Here is a 14854-nt window from a genome sequence, read left to right as displayed (position 1 = left end):
TTCGTCACAACTCTTTTTGTACCGCGAGTTCCCCTTCACGGCCGGGGAACCCGCATAATTCGATCCGCCCCTCGGGAGCGGAATCCCTGACTTCCTCCGCGATCACGCCCAGCGGCACGACCCGGTAACCGAGCTTCAGAACCCGGTCCAGATACTCCTCGAACATCGCGGAACAGCGGCCGCCCTCGGCCTCGGCGTGAATGGTCAGGACATTCAGCGCATCCGGCTTCAGCAGCGAAATCTGGAAGTCGTTGTAGTTCCGGTCCGACACGCCGTCGCGCCCGAGCGCCTCGTCGTAGGTCGGCAGCGTGACCGGAATCTGCAACTGTTCGAGTTTCTTTCCGTTGACGACCGGGTAGAACGGGTGATTTCCACGGCAGTCGCTGTTGTAACGGAACGGAAAATTCGATTTGATTTCAAGCAGCCGGTCATTGGCCCGCCAGCCCGGCGCCGCGCTGGTCGCGGGCAGTTCCCCGGTGATGCCGGTCAGCACCGCCAGCCCCTGCTCGATCTCCTGCACCATCGCGCCGGTGGTCATCGCCATAAGCCGGGCCTGCGCCTTGTGGTGGTCCCATGCGTGGAACCCGATCTCATGCCCCGCCTCTTTGACGGCGCGGATCACGCTGCCGAAGCGCTTGCCGATCTTCGGGCCGGGCCACGCGGTGCCCATCAGGATGATTTCCGGCCCGTACAACCCGGCCGCGTCGGTGCGCAGCATCTTCCACAGGAAAGAGGGCTTCAGCAGCCGCCACAAATGGCGGCCCATATTGTCCGGCCCCACGGAAAAATAGAACGTGCCTTTCACGCCGCGCGCGGCGAGTATCCTGCACAACGCAGGCACGCCGCGGCCGGTGCCGCGGTAGGTGTCCACGTCAATGCGCAATGCAATGGTTTTCATGCGACGGCCCGCAGATCAATCCAGGTTGAATTCGCCGGAGCTGATCGCTTCCGCGAGGAAGAAGTCCAAAGTGGTTTCGATCGACTTTTCCAGCGGGATCGCCGGAGCCCAGTCGAGCAGCTTCTTCGCGTTTTTGATCGACGGCACACGGTGCTGCATATCCTGATAGCCCTTGCCGTAGAACGCGCCGGACTCCACCACCAGATAACCGGCGAAGGGAGGGAACTTCGAACGCAGCGGATGCTTGTCGAACTTCTCGACCAGCATTTCGGCCATCGTCTTGATGCTCGCTTCGTTCTCCGGGTTGCCGATGTTGATGATCGCGCCGGTGCACTTGCCGTCCTTGTTCTCGATGATGCGGTACAGGGCCTCGACGCCCTCCTTGATGTCGACGAAGCAGCGCTTCTGCTCGCCGCCGTCGATCAGCTGGATCGGCGCGCCCTGCACGAGGTTCAGGATCAGCTGGGTGATCGCGCGGGAGCTGCCGATGCGGGCGCTGGTCAGGCTGTCGAGCCGCGGCCCGATCCAGTTGAACGGCCGGAACAGCGTGAAATCGAGCTGCCCCTTCGCGCCGTAGGCCCAGATCACGCGGTCGAGCAGCTGCTTGCAGGTGGAGTAAATCCACCGCTGCATCCGGATCGGGCCGGTGACCAGCTTGGAATTGTCCTCGTCGAACTGCGGGTCCTCGCACATGCCGTAGACCTCGCTGGTGGACGGGAAGATGATCCGCTTGTTGTACTTCACGCAGTAGCGGACGATCCGGAGGTTCTCCTCGAAGTCCAGCTCAAAGACGCGCAGCGGATTGCGGGTGTATTCGATCGGGGTCGCGATCGCGACCAGCGGAAGCACGATGTCGCACTTGCGGATGTGGTATTCGATCCACTCGCGGTGGATCGAAATGTCGCCCTCGCGGAAGTTGAAGCCGGGACGGTCGAGCAGGTGGTCGATGTAGTTGTGGCGCAGATCGAGGCCGTAGACCTCGTACTTGCCGGAGTCCAGCAGCCGTTCGCTGATGTGGCTGCCGATGAAGCCGTTCACGCCGAGAATCAGCACCGACTTCTTGCGGCCCATCTCCTTGAGGCGGCGCGGATCGCAGCCCCAGACCATGTTTTCGACGATGCGCGCGTCGGCGGCGAGCTGGTCGCCGGTCATGAATACGCCGCCGTCGAGCTGGGCGGTCTTGACCCGCACCGCGCCTTCGCCGCACGCGACGGTGAAAGGTTTCGCTCTGAGCACGGTGCCGGGAGCCGCCTTGCGGGAGGCTTCGACCACGTCGACCGACCAGAAGAAGCATTTGCGGTCGCCGATGAAGCTGAACGCGCCCGGATAGGGGCGGGTCACCGCGCGGATCAGGTTCCGCACCTCCTTCGCGGATTTCGTCCAGTCGATCTGGCCGTCGGCGGGCTTGCGGCCGCCGAAGTAAGTGGCCTCGGCTTCATCCTGCGGCGTGCGCGGCGCCTTGCCGCTCTTCAGCAGCGGCAGCGTGCGGTCCAGCAGGATTCCGGCGGCGGTCACGGCCTTGTCGAACAGCGTCCTGGCGGTGTCGTCGTCGCCGATCGCGAATTTCTCCTGGTCGACGATGTCGCCCGCATCCGGTTTCGCGGTCATATAGTGCAGCGTCACGCCGGTTTCGGTTTCGCCGTTGATGATCGCCCAGTTGATCGGAACGCGGCCGCGGTACTTCGGCAGCAGCGAGCCGTGCAGGTTCAGCGCGCCGAGGCGCGGAATCGACAGGAGATCGCCTTTGACCATGTCGCGGAAGTAGAAACTGAAGATGAAATCCGGGGCCATCGCCCTGATCCGGCCGACCCACACCGGGTGGTTGATGTCTTCCGGCGCGAAGACCGGAATGCCGAGTTCGCCGGCCAGCTCGGCGACGGAGCCGAACCAGATATTTTCGCCGGGGTTGTCCCGGTGGGTAAAGATCGCACTGATCTCGAATCCGTTACGAATCAACGCCTCAATGCCGGCGCGCCCGACATTGTGATACGCGAGGACCACACACTTCATTTTCCACTTCCTGACTTGGTTGCAACTGTCTCGAATTACATAGAATATCGTTCTTAATATAAACGCGCAATTGCGTTTTTGCCACATCTCAAGTTGTTATTTTACAGGATTTTTACTGTGCCCGGACGCTTTCGCGTGAAATCAGCCGGTACGGCAGCGTGGCGGCATCGGTCGGAACCGGCGTTCCGTCCAGCCGCCTTTCCAACACGTCGGCGGTGGCGGCGGCGATGGCCGGATAATCCGGGCTGATCGTGGTCTGCGGCGGCACCGCGTGCTGCGAGAAGAAGGTCTGTTCGGAGGCGATCAGCGAAATATCCGCCGGAAGCTGCCGGTTGAACAAGGAAAGCGCGTACAGCGATACGATTCCGGCGTTTCCGCCGGGACAGAACAGCGCGTCGGCCCGCTGCCGCAGCAGTTTGCCGATCAGCTCGACATAGCGGTCGGAACCGGGGCCGGAGAAACAGATCAGCGGCTCCTCGACCGGCAGTTTGCGTTCGCGCAGCGCGGCCAGGATCGCGGCGTGACGGATGTCGGCGTTGCCGGTGCCGGGATCGCCGTGGATGATGCAGCCGATCCGGCGGCAGCCCCGCCGGTACAGGTGATCGATCGCCAGTGTCATGCCCTGCCGTTCGTCGGAGTGCACGAAGCAGACGTCCGGCGAAACCGGCTGCGCGGCGCGGTCCACGATCACCAGCGGCACCGGGAAGCGTTCGGACCAGCCTTTGAAGTCGCCCGGCTCCGCGCCGACCGCGACCGCGCCGCAGAACTGGATGCTTTCCAGCCGTTCGAGGTTGTTGCACGGCAGCACCTCCAGCCGGAAACCGCGGCGCGGCAGCTCCCGCATCAGCGCCATTAAAATCATATCCACGCAGCTCTGGACCGGATAGACCGAATCGTAGGGCGTCACGATCACCACATTCCGCTGTTTGCTGGAGAGGCGCGGATGGTAGCCGTGTTCGCGCGCCGCCGCCAGCACCCGCGCACGCACATCTTCGCGGATATTCGGGTGATGGCTGAACACCCGCGACACCGTCGAAGTCGACACCCCGGCCAGCCGGGCGATTTCCGAGATCGTCATTGCAAGAGTTCCCTTTGTTTTGATGCAGTTTCAATATAACGGGTTTTCTTTTGAGAATCAAGCCGCGATTGCATGATACTTTTCAGAAACAGTGGAAAACGCCGGTTGTACCGGAAGCGGCAGGAGAGTATTGTTATTCACAGGAAAAACAGGAGGACCCGTTTATGAAACGAACCTTTCTCAACCAGCCCGATCCGGTCGTCACCGGAATCTTCGCCGGGCAGACGCCGGCGGAGCTGACCGCCGAAGCGCGGAATTGCGAATTTGAAGGAGCGGACGGCCTCGCGGTCGACCTGGGGGACCTGAAGCCGGAATTCCGCAAGCGCGACGCGCTCAAAGGGGTGATCGACGCGGTGCGGCTGCCTTTCATGTTCTGTTTCTACCGCAACGATCCGCAGCAGCATCTCGGCGACGACGCCCGGCAGGAGGTGCTGCTCGCCGCCGCCGACGCGGGCGCTTCGATCATCGACGTGATGGGGGACCTGTACGATCCCTCCCCGATGGAACTGACCCGCAATCAGGCCGCCGTCGATAAGCAGAAGCGGCTGATCGACCGGATTCACGGCAAGGGGGCCGATGTGGTGATCTCGTCGCACATGCAGTGTCCCCGCACGGCGGAACAGGTGCTCGAACACCTGTCGGAGACCGCGAAACGCGACGCGGATGTGGTAAAGATCGTGACCACGGTGAACAGCGATGACGAACTGGCCGAGGCGTTCCGCACCACGCTGCTGCTGAAACGCGAACTCAAACTGCCGTTCATCCACCTCTGCAACGGCAGTTACAGCCGTCCGCACCGCTTCATGGGGCCGGCGCTCGGCGTGTCGATCCTTTTCGCGGTTTCCCGCTACGAACCGCGCTACGGCATGGGGCAGCCCACCATCCGCGCGATGAAAACCGTACTGCAGAATATGCACTGGAACATCAACAACCTGTAACCTCCCGAAGGAGAAAAGCGACATGAATACTCCACGCAAAGTCCTCGTTCTCGGCGCCACCGGCGCGATGGGCCGCTATCTGGTTCCGCTGCTTGCCGATCTGGGTTATCAGGTCGATGCCGTTTCCCTCGACGAAGTGAAATCCGACAGGCCCAACGTGAACTGCATCAAAGCCGACGCCAAGGACCGGGAAGTCCTGAAACGGCTTCTGGCGAACGGCTGCGACGGCATCGTCGACTTCATGATCTACTCCACCGCCGAGCTTCCCGGCGCTTTGGCGTTCCTGCCGGCGCATACGGACCACTACGTCTATTTGTCGACCTACCGCATCTACGACGACAAGGAGCATCCGGTCAAAGAGAGTTCGCCGCGGCTGCTCGACACCGCCGACAACCTTGTGCTGCGCAATTCGGACGACTATTCCGTCTACAAGGCGCGCGGCGAAAACATCCTGCGCGCGCTGCCGAACCGGAACTGGACCATCGTCCGCCCCGCCATCACCTATTCCTATTTGCGCAACCAGCTCGTGACGCTGGAAGCGCCGGACACCGTGGGGCGGGCCTTCGCCGGGAAAGCCGTCGTCCTCCCGGAACAGGCGCGGAACGTTCAGGCGACGATGAGCTGGGGCGGCGATGTCGCCCGGATGATCGCGGGGCTTTTGTTCAACGAGCACGCGCGCGGCGAAGCCTTCACCGTCGCCACCGCCGAACACCACAGCTGGGGCGAAATCGCCGACTATTACAAGGCGATCTGCAACCTCGAAGCGGTCTGGGTGGACAAGGAGGATTATATCCGCATCCTGCGGCCCGACCCGTATGACTTCGGCGCGCGCTGGCAGCTCGAATATGACCGCCTCTTCGACCGGATCATGGACAACTCCAAGGTGCTCGCGGCAACCGGGATCAGCCAGTCGGAACTGACGCCCCTGTACGACGGCCTTGAAAGGGAGATTTCCCGCTGTCCCAAAGACTATCCGTGGCCCGTCAACCGCCGGATGGACGACTACCTCGCTGCCATGCGGTAAGCCGGAAGGAACTCAAAAATGGATAGAATCAGAATCGCCCAGATCGGCATCACGCACGAACATGCCAACGGGAAAATGTATTCGCTGCGGAAACTGCCTGAGGTGTTCGATATCGTCGGTTATGTCGACGACCGGGAATTCTCCAAATCGCCGCGTTTCGGTAACGATTTTGTAAAACCCTACGAGGGATTGCGGAAACTGACGCTCGATGAGGCGTTCAATATGCCCGGTCTTCAGGCCGTCACCGTGGAGGTGCCGAACAACGAACTCGTCCCGGTCGCGCTGCGCTGCATGGAGCGCAATCTGGCCATGCACATGGACAAGCCCGGCGGCGAGGACCTCGCGCTGTACAAAACGCTGCTCGACGGCTGCAAAGAGCGGAATCTTCCGTTCCAGATGGGCTTCATGTTCCGCGGCAATCCCGCGTTTCAGTTCTGTATCGCCGCGATCCGTAACAAGCTGATCGGCGAGGTGTTCGAGCTGGAAGCCGATATGAACCACTGTTACGGCGGCGAACCCTATCAGGAGTACATCGGCAAATTCGCAGGCGGAATCATGTACAACCTCGGCTGCCATCTGATTGACTTCGTGGCCGCCGCTCTGGGGCGCCCGGAAAACGTGACGCCGTTCCTGAAATCCGCGCCGGGTTATCCGGCCGCGATCCGGAACAACTGCATGGCGGTTCTGGAATATCCGCATGCAACCGTAACCCTCCGCTCCTGCAGCAAGGACATCGCCGATACGGACGGACGCCGCATGAAGATCGTCGGTACCAACGGTTCGATCGCCTTCAATCCGCTGGAGCGTTTCGACGGAAAACCGGTCGAGCTCTCCTTAAACCTCGCGGCCGCCGCCGGAGAATTTCCCGCCGGCAAGCATACGCTCCGTTTTCCACCGCAGGCGGACCGCTACGAGGCCCAGCTGCTCGAATTGGCCCGGATCATCCGGGGCGAGATTGCCAACCCGTACACGTATGAACACGATTATCTGGTGCACGAAGTCACACTGGCCGCCGCCGGATACAACCGCTGGAGATAAGATGCCATGCACGCAATGATTCTCGACGCCGACCGCAATTTCGCCTGGGCCGAAGTACCGGACCCGGTTCCCCGCGACGGCGAAGTGCTGATCCGGGTCTGCGCCGCCGCGGTCAACCGCGCCGACCTGATGCAGAAGGACGGCTGTTACGCGTCACCCGAGGGTTGGCCGCAGTGGTGCGGACTCGAGGTCTCCGGCGAAGTGGTCGCCGCTCCGGCGGACGCGAAAGTCAGGCCGGGCGATAAAGTCTGTGCGCTGCTCGGCGGCGGCGGCTACTCCGAGCTGGTCGCCGTACCGGCGGGCATGGTTATTCCGGTCCCCGAAGGGCTGTCGATGATCGAAGCCGCCTCGCTGCCGGAGGTCTGGAGCACCGTCTACCTCAATCTGATGCACGAGGCGGGCGGCATGAAGCCGGGCGATGTTTTCTATATGCAGGCCGGAGCCAGCGGCGTCGGCCTCGCCGCGATCCAGTTCGCCAAACGGATGGGAGCCGAAGTCATCACCACCATCGGTTCCCCCGAGAAAGCGGCATTCGTGCGTAAACTCGGCGCCGATTACGCGATCGACTACCACACCGAAGACATCCGTACAGTCATCGCCGCCCATCCGCCGACCGTCGCCCTGGACTGCGTCGGCGGGAAACTCATGGGCGAATGTTTCCGTCACATGGCATTCGGCGGCCGCTGGATCATGATCGCCACGCTGGGCGGAGCCGAAACCGCCATCGACCTCGAAACCGTCTGGCGCAAGCGCATCCGGCTGATCGGCAGCACGCTCCGCAGCCGCACGCCGGAAGAGAAAGCCGCGATCCTGCAGGCGCTGGAACGCGAGCTCTGGCCCCTTTTCACCGACGGCAAGCTCGTGACCAATATTCACGCGGTCTTTCCGGTCCGCCAGGTCGACGAAGCTCACAACATACTGCGCCGCAACGAAAACATCGGCAAAGTCGTACTGCGCTTTCCCTGACAGGGAGATGTCTCCGGCGGTCCGGGGCAAGCGCCTTGGTCGCTCCGAAGGGAGCGAAATCCCGGTTCAAGAAACTTGCACACGGCATTAAATTAAAGAATCGGCATCAGGATGATTTGGCTTATTTAGGGATAAGCTCTAACATACAGACTTCAAGGTCAGTTCCAAGGGGTTAAAGTGGCTTGCAGCACGTGGGTGAAACGGTTGGTCACTGTTTTCAGTTCGGTATAGCTTCTGGCGGCGACATGGCCGTCGAAGAAGTTGACGTTGGCGCGGTTGTTATGAACGGTTGCCACACCATCCCTGTCAACGAGGCTTCCGGTCGGAGAGAAAATATAAAGACCGATATTATTGATATCCCGGGTGTCGGCAAGGAATACCGTTGTGCTGGGAGCCTTCATCAGGCTGGGCCGGTAGGAGATGGTTCCGCTCCACGGGGGCGCCTCGATACAGGCGCCGCTGCCGAGAACCGAAGCTGCGTCCGCCCCTCTGCTGCCCAGCCCGGAGTCTACGGCAAAAAGATACATCCCATATATTCCGGTGGATGAGCCGATCGATGTGACCGGATCCGCCGGGCATTTGCCTGCCACGCGAGGCAGATAGTTCGGGAAAAGCCCGAATTCATTCACATCGCCCCAGCAGCCGACTCCGCTCCGCCAATTCGGAACGGTCCAGCCTTTGTTGTTGTCCGCATACAGCAGCATGCCCTGCATGGTCTGCCTGAGATTGCCGAGGCAGCTGGAGGCGCGCGCCGCTTCCCGCGCCTTATTCAGCGCGGGAAGGAGCATAGCTGCAAGAATAGCGATAATTGCAACAATCACAATAAGTTAAATAAGCGTGAATAATATTTTTTCCCCATTTTTCCACTTCCCGTCAATGATGTTTTCTGTTCCATTTTTTCAAATCTCCGGTTATTGGTAAAGTTCCAGATTATCGATCAGCAGCCAATCCGCCGCTTCTCCGCCGTTGACGTCGATGTAGAAGATCAACGTGAGAGCTTTGCCCGGCAGCCGGTCGGCGGGAAGCTCTGCAGAAACTTCGTGCCACCCGTCGGGCGATATCGAAAGCGGCAGGGGTGTCCCCGGATATTTTTTCCCCTCCAGCGGCGGTTCCCCCAGAGCCGCGATTCTCCAGGTTCCGGCCCAATGTCCGCCGGAGAACATCGCCGCGTGAAAGGAAAGCCGCACATCCGGCGAAAGCCTGCCTTTCAGCATGGCTTTGAAGCGGAGCGGACGCCCCGGAAGCATCGGGAGCTGTTCCAGGTGATGGATTCTGCCGCGGAACGGGCCGCCGAGGCGGAGGCAGCCGGAGTTGTCCACACCGCCTTCCGCCTCCACACGGACGCCGGGATGGCAAAACTCCCGGAGATCGTGGAAAAAACTTCCGCCGCGGATGAAGCTGCGCCTCCCGACATCGACCGGGAGCCACCGGATCACCTCCGGCATATCCTCCGAAGGAAGGCGGAAAGTGAATTTCACGACACCCGCCTCGGCGCCGTTGCCGGCGGTGATTTCGCCGGACACCCGGTCACGCCCGGTTCGGACCCGTAATCCGGCCGGGAATTCCGGCGTCTCCGACCAGATGGCCCGGCTGCCGGAGGGCATGGTGAATTCAAAAGATCGCTTTTCATTTGGTTCAAGCTCCATGACCGGCAGGGGGGTCACCGCCGTTTCCGCTTCGGCGGCGAGGCGGCGTTCCTCCATCCATGCCTTTCGGGATTCCGCCGCCGTTTCCGGGAGCTTTCCGCTGCCGAAAAGAAAGCGGGGGCCGCCATTCAATTTCAGCGTGAGGTTCGCCGCCTTGCCCTGACAAACCGGATTGCCGAACAGGTCGCGGACCGTCAATTGATACGGAAAAATAAAAATTGATAAACACGGTAAAATATGATATATTCACGACATGGAAAAACAACATGCAGGAGAAACGGAAACTTGGAGTTGCGCGCCGAAATCAAAACGCGGATGTCGGAATATCTCTGCTTCACCCCGGACGGGCCCGGCGTCTGGGTCGGATTACGGAAGTACTTCGGTACAACGGAAATTATTCACGAACATGATTTCTTCGAATTGGTGCTGGTTCGCGCCGGAACGGGTATCCATCTGACGGAAACCGGAGAATATCAGGTCGGCCCCGGCAGCGTGTTTCTGGTGACCCCGGGCTGCGTGCACGGCTACCGGCAGATGAGCGAATTTGAGATTATCAACATCCTCTATCTGCCGAAGCGGTTGAAAATGGAATTGGCCGATCTGGCAAAAGATGCCGTCTGCCAGGCCATTCTGGGCAAAACTGCCGATTCGGTGCTGCATGACGGTTTCATGCTCGACGCCGACCATATGGCCATAATCGCGTACAGCTGCGGTTTCAGGGAGAGCAATTATTTCTGCAAGCTGTTCCGCCGCAAGTTTTTTTGTCGCCGCAGGAGTATCGCCGCAAATTCCTCCCTCTGCAATCTTCTCCGCGTCGGGGAGTTGATGAAAGGTGAAAAAGCGTTTCTCCGGCTCGTTTTCCAAGCTCCTCGAATGACTTCTTGCTGCAAGCCGGGAAAGCTGCCGGAGCGGTTCCTCGCTTCGCCGGAATCGGGAATCTTTTCCGTAAAAAATTCTTGAAAAATTACAGCGCGGAGCTATATTGCAATCATGTTTGTTCAGTTTGCAGCATCTTGGCAGAGGGAAGTTTTATGAGACCGGGTTTCGACAGCGAGAAGTATTTGGAAGAACAGTCCCACGCGATTCTGGAACGGGCCGCCAAGTTCGGCGACAAGCTCTATCTGGAGTTCGGCGGCAAACTGATCTGCGATTTCCACGCCGCGCGCATCCTTCCCGGTTTCGACCCCAACGCGAAAATCAAGCTGCTGCAGAAGCTCAAGGACAAGGTCGACATCATCATCTGCATTTTCGCCGGGGACATCGAACAGCGTAAAATGCGCGCCGATTTCGGCGTCGCCTACGACACCGACACCATGCGCACCATCGACGACCTGCACGACTGGGGGCTGGAGGTCCGGGGTGTCGTGGTCACGCGCTATCAGGACCAGCCGGCGGTGCGCACCTTCCTGAACAAACTTTCGCGCCGCGGCATCAAGGTCTACACCCACCGCCCGATTCAGGGATATCCGACCGAACTCGACACCATCGTCAGCCGCAAGGGCTACGGCGCAAACTCCTATATCGAAACCGAAAAGCCGATCGTGATCGTGACCGGCCCCGGCCCCAATTCCGGCAAAATGGCGACCTGCCTGTCGCAGGTGTACCACGAGTTTCAGCGCGGCGTCAAGGCCGGCTACGCCAAATTCGAGACTTTCCCGGTCTGGAACCTGCCGCTGAAGCACCCGGTGAACATCGCATACGAGGCGGCCACCGCCGACCTCGCCGATGTGAACATGGTCGATCCCTATCACCTCGAAGCCTACGGAAAGACGGCGGTCAACTACAACCGCGATGTCGAAATCTTCCCGGTGGTCAAGCGCATCTGCGCGCGGATCATGGAGCCGGAGCAGCTCTACCAGTCCCCGACCGACATGGGAGTGAACCGGGTCGGCTTCGCGATCAGCGACGACCGGGTGGTGCGCGAGGCTTCCATTCAGGAGATCATCCGCCGCTACTTCCGCTACATGGCCGATTACGCGACCGGCACCGCCGACAAGGCGGCGGTGGACCGGGTCAAGCTGCTGATGGACGACCTCGGTGTGACCGAGCTCGACCGCAAAGTGGTCGCTCCCGCGCGCAAAGCCGCCAAGGAGGCCGAAACGCAGGGCAAGGGGAACAACAACGTCTACTGCGGCGCGGCGCTGGAGCTGCCGGACGGCACGATCGTGACCGGCAAGAATTCGCCGCTGCTGCATGCCGCTTCCAGCTGCATCCTCAATGCGATCAAACTGCTGGCGAAGCTGCCGGACGACCTGCTGATGCTTTCTCCCGAAGTGATCGATTCGGTTTCCCAGCTCAAGAAAAATGTATTCAAGAACCGCGAAGTCAGCCTCGACCTCGCCGAGACGCTGACGGCGCTCAGCGTCTCGGTGCCGACCAATTCGGCGGCCCGCCTCGCGATGCGCAAGCTGCCGCAGCTCGCCGGCTGCGAAATGCACATCAGCCATCTGCCGACCGCCGGAGACGAGGCGGGACTGCGCAAGCTCGGCATCCGCCTTACCAGCGAACCGGTCTTTACCAGCCGCAACCTGTTTATGGAATAGGAGGTCTTTCATGCTGCCCGAAGCCAATTACGAAGAATCCGAAGCCGGCAACCTGCCGCTGCCCTCTCCGCTTGAGGGGGAAGACGGCGGACGGATCGGCACCGCAACCCGGTGGAACCGCCGCCGGGCCGCCATCCGCGCCGAGTTCGCCCGGATCATGTATGGCGAGCTTCCGCCCCGGCCTGAAGCCGTGCGGTTCGAACTTCGCCGCGAGTGCGACGATGCCATCGATGGCATTGCGATTCGCCGGGAAATCCGCATCCATCTGGAGCAGGGGAGGAAGCATCACTGCATCGACGTGCTGTGGTATCTGCCGAAGTCGGTGAAGGAGCCGGTCCCGGCGATCGTCGGCATGAATTTCCGGGGCAACCACGCCTGTTCTCCGGAGCCGGATGTATTTCCGCCGGAATTTTTCCCGCTCGACGAACCGGTCGAACGGGGCAGCCAGACGGGCCGGTGGTGTTTCCGGCAACTGGTCGAGAGCGGCTTCTCCGTCGCGACCGCATTCCGGGGCGACCTGTTCCCGGACCGGGCGGACGGCCGCGCCGACAGCGTGTTCCGGCTGTACCGCGAAGCCGACGGGCTGACGCCGGAGCATCGCGAACTGACCGCGATCAGCGCATGGGCGTTCGGTTATGTGCAAATGCTCGAACTTCTGGAAACCGACCCGCGCATCGACCGCCGCCGGATCTGGGCGCACGGCCACTCCCGGCTCGGCAAGACCGCGCTGTGGGCAGCCGCCAACGAACCGCGTTTCGCCGGGGTGGTCAGCAACGACTCCGGCTGTTGCGGTGCGGCGTTGAGCCGTCGGAACTTCGGCGAAACGGTCGGGCGCATCACGCAGATGTTCCCGTGGTGGTTCCAAAAGGAGCTTGACCGGTACGCCGGGTGTGAGGCGGAGCTGCCCTTCGACCAGCATTTCCTGTTGGCGCTGGCCGCGCCGCGCCCGGTGCTGGTCGCCAGCGCGACTGAGGACCTGTGGGCCGACCCGCGCGGCGAATTCCTGTCGGCCCGTGCGGCCGGCGAAGTCTACCGGCTGTTCGGCTGCGAGGGGATCGGCGACGCGGAGTTCCCGGCGCCGGAGCAGCCGGTGTTCGGCGACGCGGTCGGCTACTATCTGCGCACCGGCATCCACGATGTGACGCCGGTCGACTGGAAGTTTGTAACGGATTTCATCAGACGCAATTCATAAGGAAAAGGGAATGATCATGGAACGTTTAACCCGCAAGCTGCTGCCCTCCATTCAGACGAAAGATCTGGTGATCGGGCCGCGCGAGGAGTACCCGGTCAAAGTGATGCAGTTCGGCGAAGGCAACTTTCTGCGCGCCTTCATCGACTGGATGATCGACAAGTCCAACGAAGCCGGCAGGTTCGGCGGCATGGTGCAGCTGGTGCAGCCGCTGCCGCAGGGAATGGCCGACTTCATCAATGAGCAGGACGGCCTTTACACATTGATCCTGCGCGGGATGGAAAACGGGGCTCCCGCCGAATACAAGCGGGTCGTGACCTGCGTGAAGGGATGCCTTAAGACCGATTCCGAATGGGACAAGGTGGTCGAATGCGCCTGTCTGCCGTCGCTGGAGCTGGTTTTCTCCAACACCACCGAGGCGGGCATCGAATACCGGCCGGAGGCTTATACGCCCGGCAAGGCGCAGCAGACCTATCCGGCCAAGCTGGCCAGTCTGCTGTACGAGCGGTTCAAGGCGGGGCGGAAAGGTCTGGTGATCGTGCCGTGCGAGCTGATTGACAGGAATGGCGCAAAGCTGCGCGAATGTATCCTTCACTACGCTGCCGACTGGAAGCTCGGCGGCGGCTTCGTGAAATACGTTGAAAACGAGTGTGCGTTCCTGAATACGCTGGTCGACCGGATCGTCGCCGGTTATCCGCGCGCCGAAGCCGCTGCTTATTGCGAAAAACTCGGCTACGAGGATAAATTGCTCGATTGCGGCGAACTTTTCCATCTGTTCGTGATCGAGGGGGATGAGAAGTTCCGCAAGGTCATTCCGTTTGCCGAGGCCGGGCTGAACCTCGTCTGGACCTCCAACCAGACCCCGTACCGCAGCCGCAAGGTGCGGTTCCTGAACGGCGGCCACACGTCGAGCGTGCTCGCCGCCTATTTGGCCGGTTTCGACTTCGTGGACAAAATGACCGCCGATCCGCTGTTCGGCCGGTATCTGCGCACCGCGCTGTTCGACGAGGTGTTCCCGACCGTACAGCTGCCGGACGGCGAAAAGAAGGCGTTCGCCGAGTCGATCATCGACCGCTTCCTGAACCCCTTCGCCAATCACCAGCTCATCTCGATTTCGCTCAATTCGATTTCCAAGTGGCAGGTGCGCGTGCTGCCGTCGCTGCTGGACTACGTCGAACTCAAAGGCAGACTGCCGAAGGTGCTGACTTTCTCCTTCGCCGCGCTGCTCGCGTTCTACCGCGGCACCAAGAATGCCGACGGCAAGTGGATCGGCAAGCGCGCCGCGGGCAGTTATCCGATCAGCGACGACGACGCCAAGATCACCACGATCAATGCCGCTTATGCCGAGCTGGACCGCTCCGGCGACTACCGGAGCTTCATCGAAACCATCGCCTCCAAGACCGATTTCTGGGGCCGTGACCTGAATCAGGTGCCGGGCTTTACCGACGCGGCGGCCGCGTATCTGAAATCCATTGAGGACGACGGCGTCGCCGCCGCGGTCCGCAAGCTGCTGGAGGCGTGAAC

Annotated in this window: 13 protein-coding genes; 8 read left to right on the top strand and 5 right to left on the bottom strand. The window is 61.2% G+C overall.

Annotated features, from left to right (window positions below):
- Window positions 1-4: 4 nt before the first annotated feature.
- From C8D82_RS05315 to C8D82_RS22080, 3 genes are all read right to left on the bottom strand, one after another.
- Complete coding sequence (locus tag C8D82_RS05315) at window positions 5-898, bottom strand: 4-deoxy-4-formamido-L-arabinose-phosphoundecaprenol deformylase (protein ID WP_116883239.1); 894 nt, start codon at window positions 896-898, stop codon at window positions 5-7.
- 15 nt (window positions 899-913) lie between these two features.
- Window positions 914-2908, bottom strand: coding sequence for a bifunctional UDP-4-amino-4-deoxy-L-arabinose formyltransferase/UDP-glucuronic acid oxidase ArnA (gene arnA, locus C8D82_RS05310; protein ID WP_116883238.1), 1995 nt, complete (start codon window positions 2906-2908; stop codon window positions 914-916).
- 112 nt (window positions 2909-3020) lie between these two features.
- A complete protein-coding gene (locus C8D82_RS22080) occupies window positions 3021-3986 on the bottom strand; it encodes a LacI family DNA-binding transcriptional regulator (RefSeq protein WP_116883237.1) in 966 nt (321 codons plus the stop codon).
- Between the two features lie 164 nt (window positions 3987-4150).
- Between C8D82_RS22080 and C8D82_RS05300 the strand changes: the two genes are divergently transcribed.
- The 4 genes from C8D82_RS05300 to C8D82_RS05285 are packed head-to-tail and all read left to right on the top strand — an operon-like array spanning window position 4151 to window position 7952.
- Window positions 4151-4924 carry a type I 3-dehydroquinate dehydratase gene (locus C8D82_RS05300; protein ID WP_116883236.1) on the top strand — a complete coding sequence of 258 codons (774 nt, stop codon included), beginning with the start codon at window positions 4151-4153 and terminating at the stop codon, window positions 4922-4924.
- A 22-nt stretch (window positions 4925-4946) separates the two neighbouring features.
- Entirely contained in the window at window positions 4947-5948 is a 1002-nt protein-coding gene (locus C8D82_RS05295) for an NAD-dependent epimerase/dehydratase family protein (RefSeq protein ID WP_116883235.1), read from the top strand.
- A gap of 18 nt (window positions 5949-5966) precedes the next feature.
- Entirely contained in the window at window positions 5967-6986 is a 1020-nt protein-coding gene (locus C8D82_RS05290; protein ID WP_116883234.1) for a Gfo/Idh/MocA family protein, read from the top strand.
- A 6-nt stretch (window positions 6987-6992) separates the two neighbouring features.
- Window positions 6993-7952: an NAD(P)H-quinone oxidoreductase gene (locus tag C8D82_RS05285; protein ID WP_116883233.1), complete on the top strand. Its 960-nt coding sequence runs from the start codon at window positions 6993-6995 to the stop codon at window positions 7950-7952.
- Between the two features lie 158 nt (window positions 7953-8110).
- On the opposite strand, the gene C8D82_RS05280 is transcribed toward C8D82_RS05285, so the two are convergent.
- On the bottom strand, window positions 8111-8740 hold the full coding sequence (locus C8D82_RS05280; RefSeq protein WP_116883232.1) for a hypothetical protein: 630 nt from the start codon (window positions 8738-8740) through the stop codon (window positions 8111-8113).
- A 123-nt stretch (window positions 8741-8863) separates the two neighbouring features.
- Entirely contained in the window at window positions 8864-9796 is a 933-nt protein-coding gene (locus C8D82_RS05275; RefSeq protein ID WP_116883231.1) for a hypothetical protein, read from the bottom strand.
- Between the two features lie 39 nt (window positions 9797-9835).
- Here C8D82_RS05275 and C8D82_RS22270 point away from each other — a divergent pair, with 39 nt between their 5' ends.
- The 4 genes from C8D82_RS22270 to C8D82_RS05255 all read left to right on the top strand — a co-directional run bounded on the left by C8D82_RS22270 (window position 9836) and on the right by C8D82_RS05255 (window position 14852).
- Entirely contained in the window at window positions 9836-10558 is a 723-nt protein-coding gene (locus tag C8D82_RS22270) for an AraC family ligand binding domain-containing protein (RefSeq protein ID WP_116883230.1), read from the top strand.
- Window positions 10559-10629: 71 nt separating this feature from the next.
- Window positions 10630-12141, top strand: coding sequence for a DUF1846 domain-containing protein (locus C8D82_RS05265; protein WP_116883229.1), 1512 nt, complete (start codon window positions 10630-10632; stop codon window positions 12139-12141).
- Between the two features lie 10 nt (window positions 12142-12151).
- On the top strand, window positions 12152-13333 hold the full coding sequence (locus C8D82_RS05260; RefSeq protein ID WP_116883228.1) for a glucuronyl esterase domain-containing protein: 1182 nt from the start codon (window positions 12152-12154) through the stop codon (window positions 13331-13333).
- Window positions 13334-13349: 16 nt separating this feature from the next.
- A complete protein-coding gene (locus C8D82_RS05255) occupies window positions 13350-14852 on the top strand; it encodes a tagaturonate reductase (RefSeq protein ID WP_165832840.1) in 1503 nt (500 codons plus the stop codon).
- Window positions 14853-14854: the final 2 nt, after the last annotated feature.

It is taken from the genome of Victivallis vadensis (genome assembly GCF_003096415.1).
Lineage (GTDB): Bacteria > Verrucomicrobiota > Lentisphaeria > Victivallales > Victivallaceae > Victivallis > Victivallis vadensis.
This window is presented reverse-complemented; position numbering and strand designations above follow the sequence as displayed.

Bases quoted from the DNA above. Each gene is read 5' to 3' on its own strand.
- C8D82_RS05315 (WP_116883239.1), bottom strand. From the start codon at position 898: ATGAAAACCATTGCATTGCGCATTGACGTGGACACCTACCGCGGCACC.
- arnA (WP_116883238.1), bottom strand. From the start codon at position 2,908: ATGAAGTGTGTGGTCCTCGCGTATCACAATGTCGGGCGCGCCGGCATT.
- C8D82_RS22080 (WP_116883237.1), bottom strand. From the start codon at position 3,986: ATGACGATCTCGGAAATCGCCCGGCTGGCCGGGGTGTCGACTTCGACG.
- C8D82_RS05300 (WP_116883236.1), top strand. From the start codon at position 4,151: ATGAAACGAACCTTTCTCAACCAGCCCGATCCGGTCGTCACCGGAATC.
- C8D82_RS05295 (WP_116883235.1), top strand. From the start codon at position 4,947: ATGAATACTCCACGCAAAGTCCTCGTTCTCGGCGCCACCGGCGCGATG.
- C8D82_RS05290 (WP_116883234.1), top strand. From the start codon at position 5,967: ATGGATAGAATCAGAATCGCCCAGATCGGCATCACGCACGAACATGCC.
- C8D82_RS05285 (WP_116883233.1), top strand. From the start codon at position 6,993: ATGCACGCAATGATTCTCGACGCCGACCGCAATTTCGCCTGGGCCGAA.
- C8D82_RS05280 (WP_116883232.1), bottom strand. From the start codon at position 8,740: ATGCTCCTTCCCGCGCTGAATAAGGCGCGGGAAGCGGCGCGCGCCTCC.
- C8D82_RS22270 (WP_116883230.1), top strand. From the start codon at position 9,836: ATGATATATTCACGACATGGAAAAACAACATGCAGGAGAAACGGAAAC.
- C8D82_RS05265 (WP_116883229.1), top strand. From the start codon at position 10,630: ATGAGACCGGGTTTCGACAGCGAGAAGTATTTGGAAGAACAGTCCCAC.
- C8D82_RS05260 (WP_116883228.1), top strand. From the start codon at position 12,152: ATGCTGCCCGAAGCCAATTACGAAGAATCCGAAGCCGGCAACCTGCCG.
- C8D82_RS05255 (WP_165832840.1), top strand. From the start codon at position 13,350: ATGGAACGTTTAACCCGCAAGCTGCTGCCCTCCATTCAGACGAAAGAT.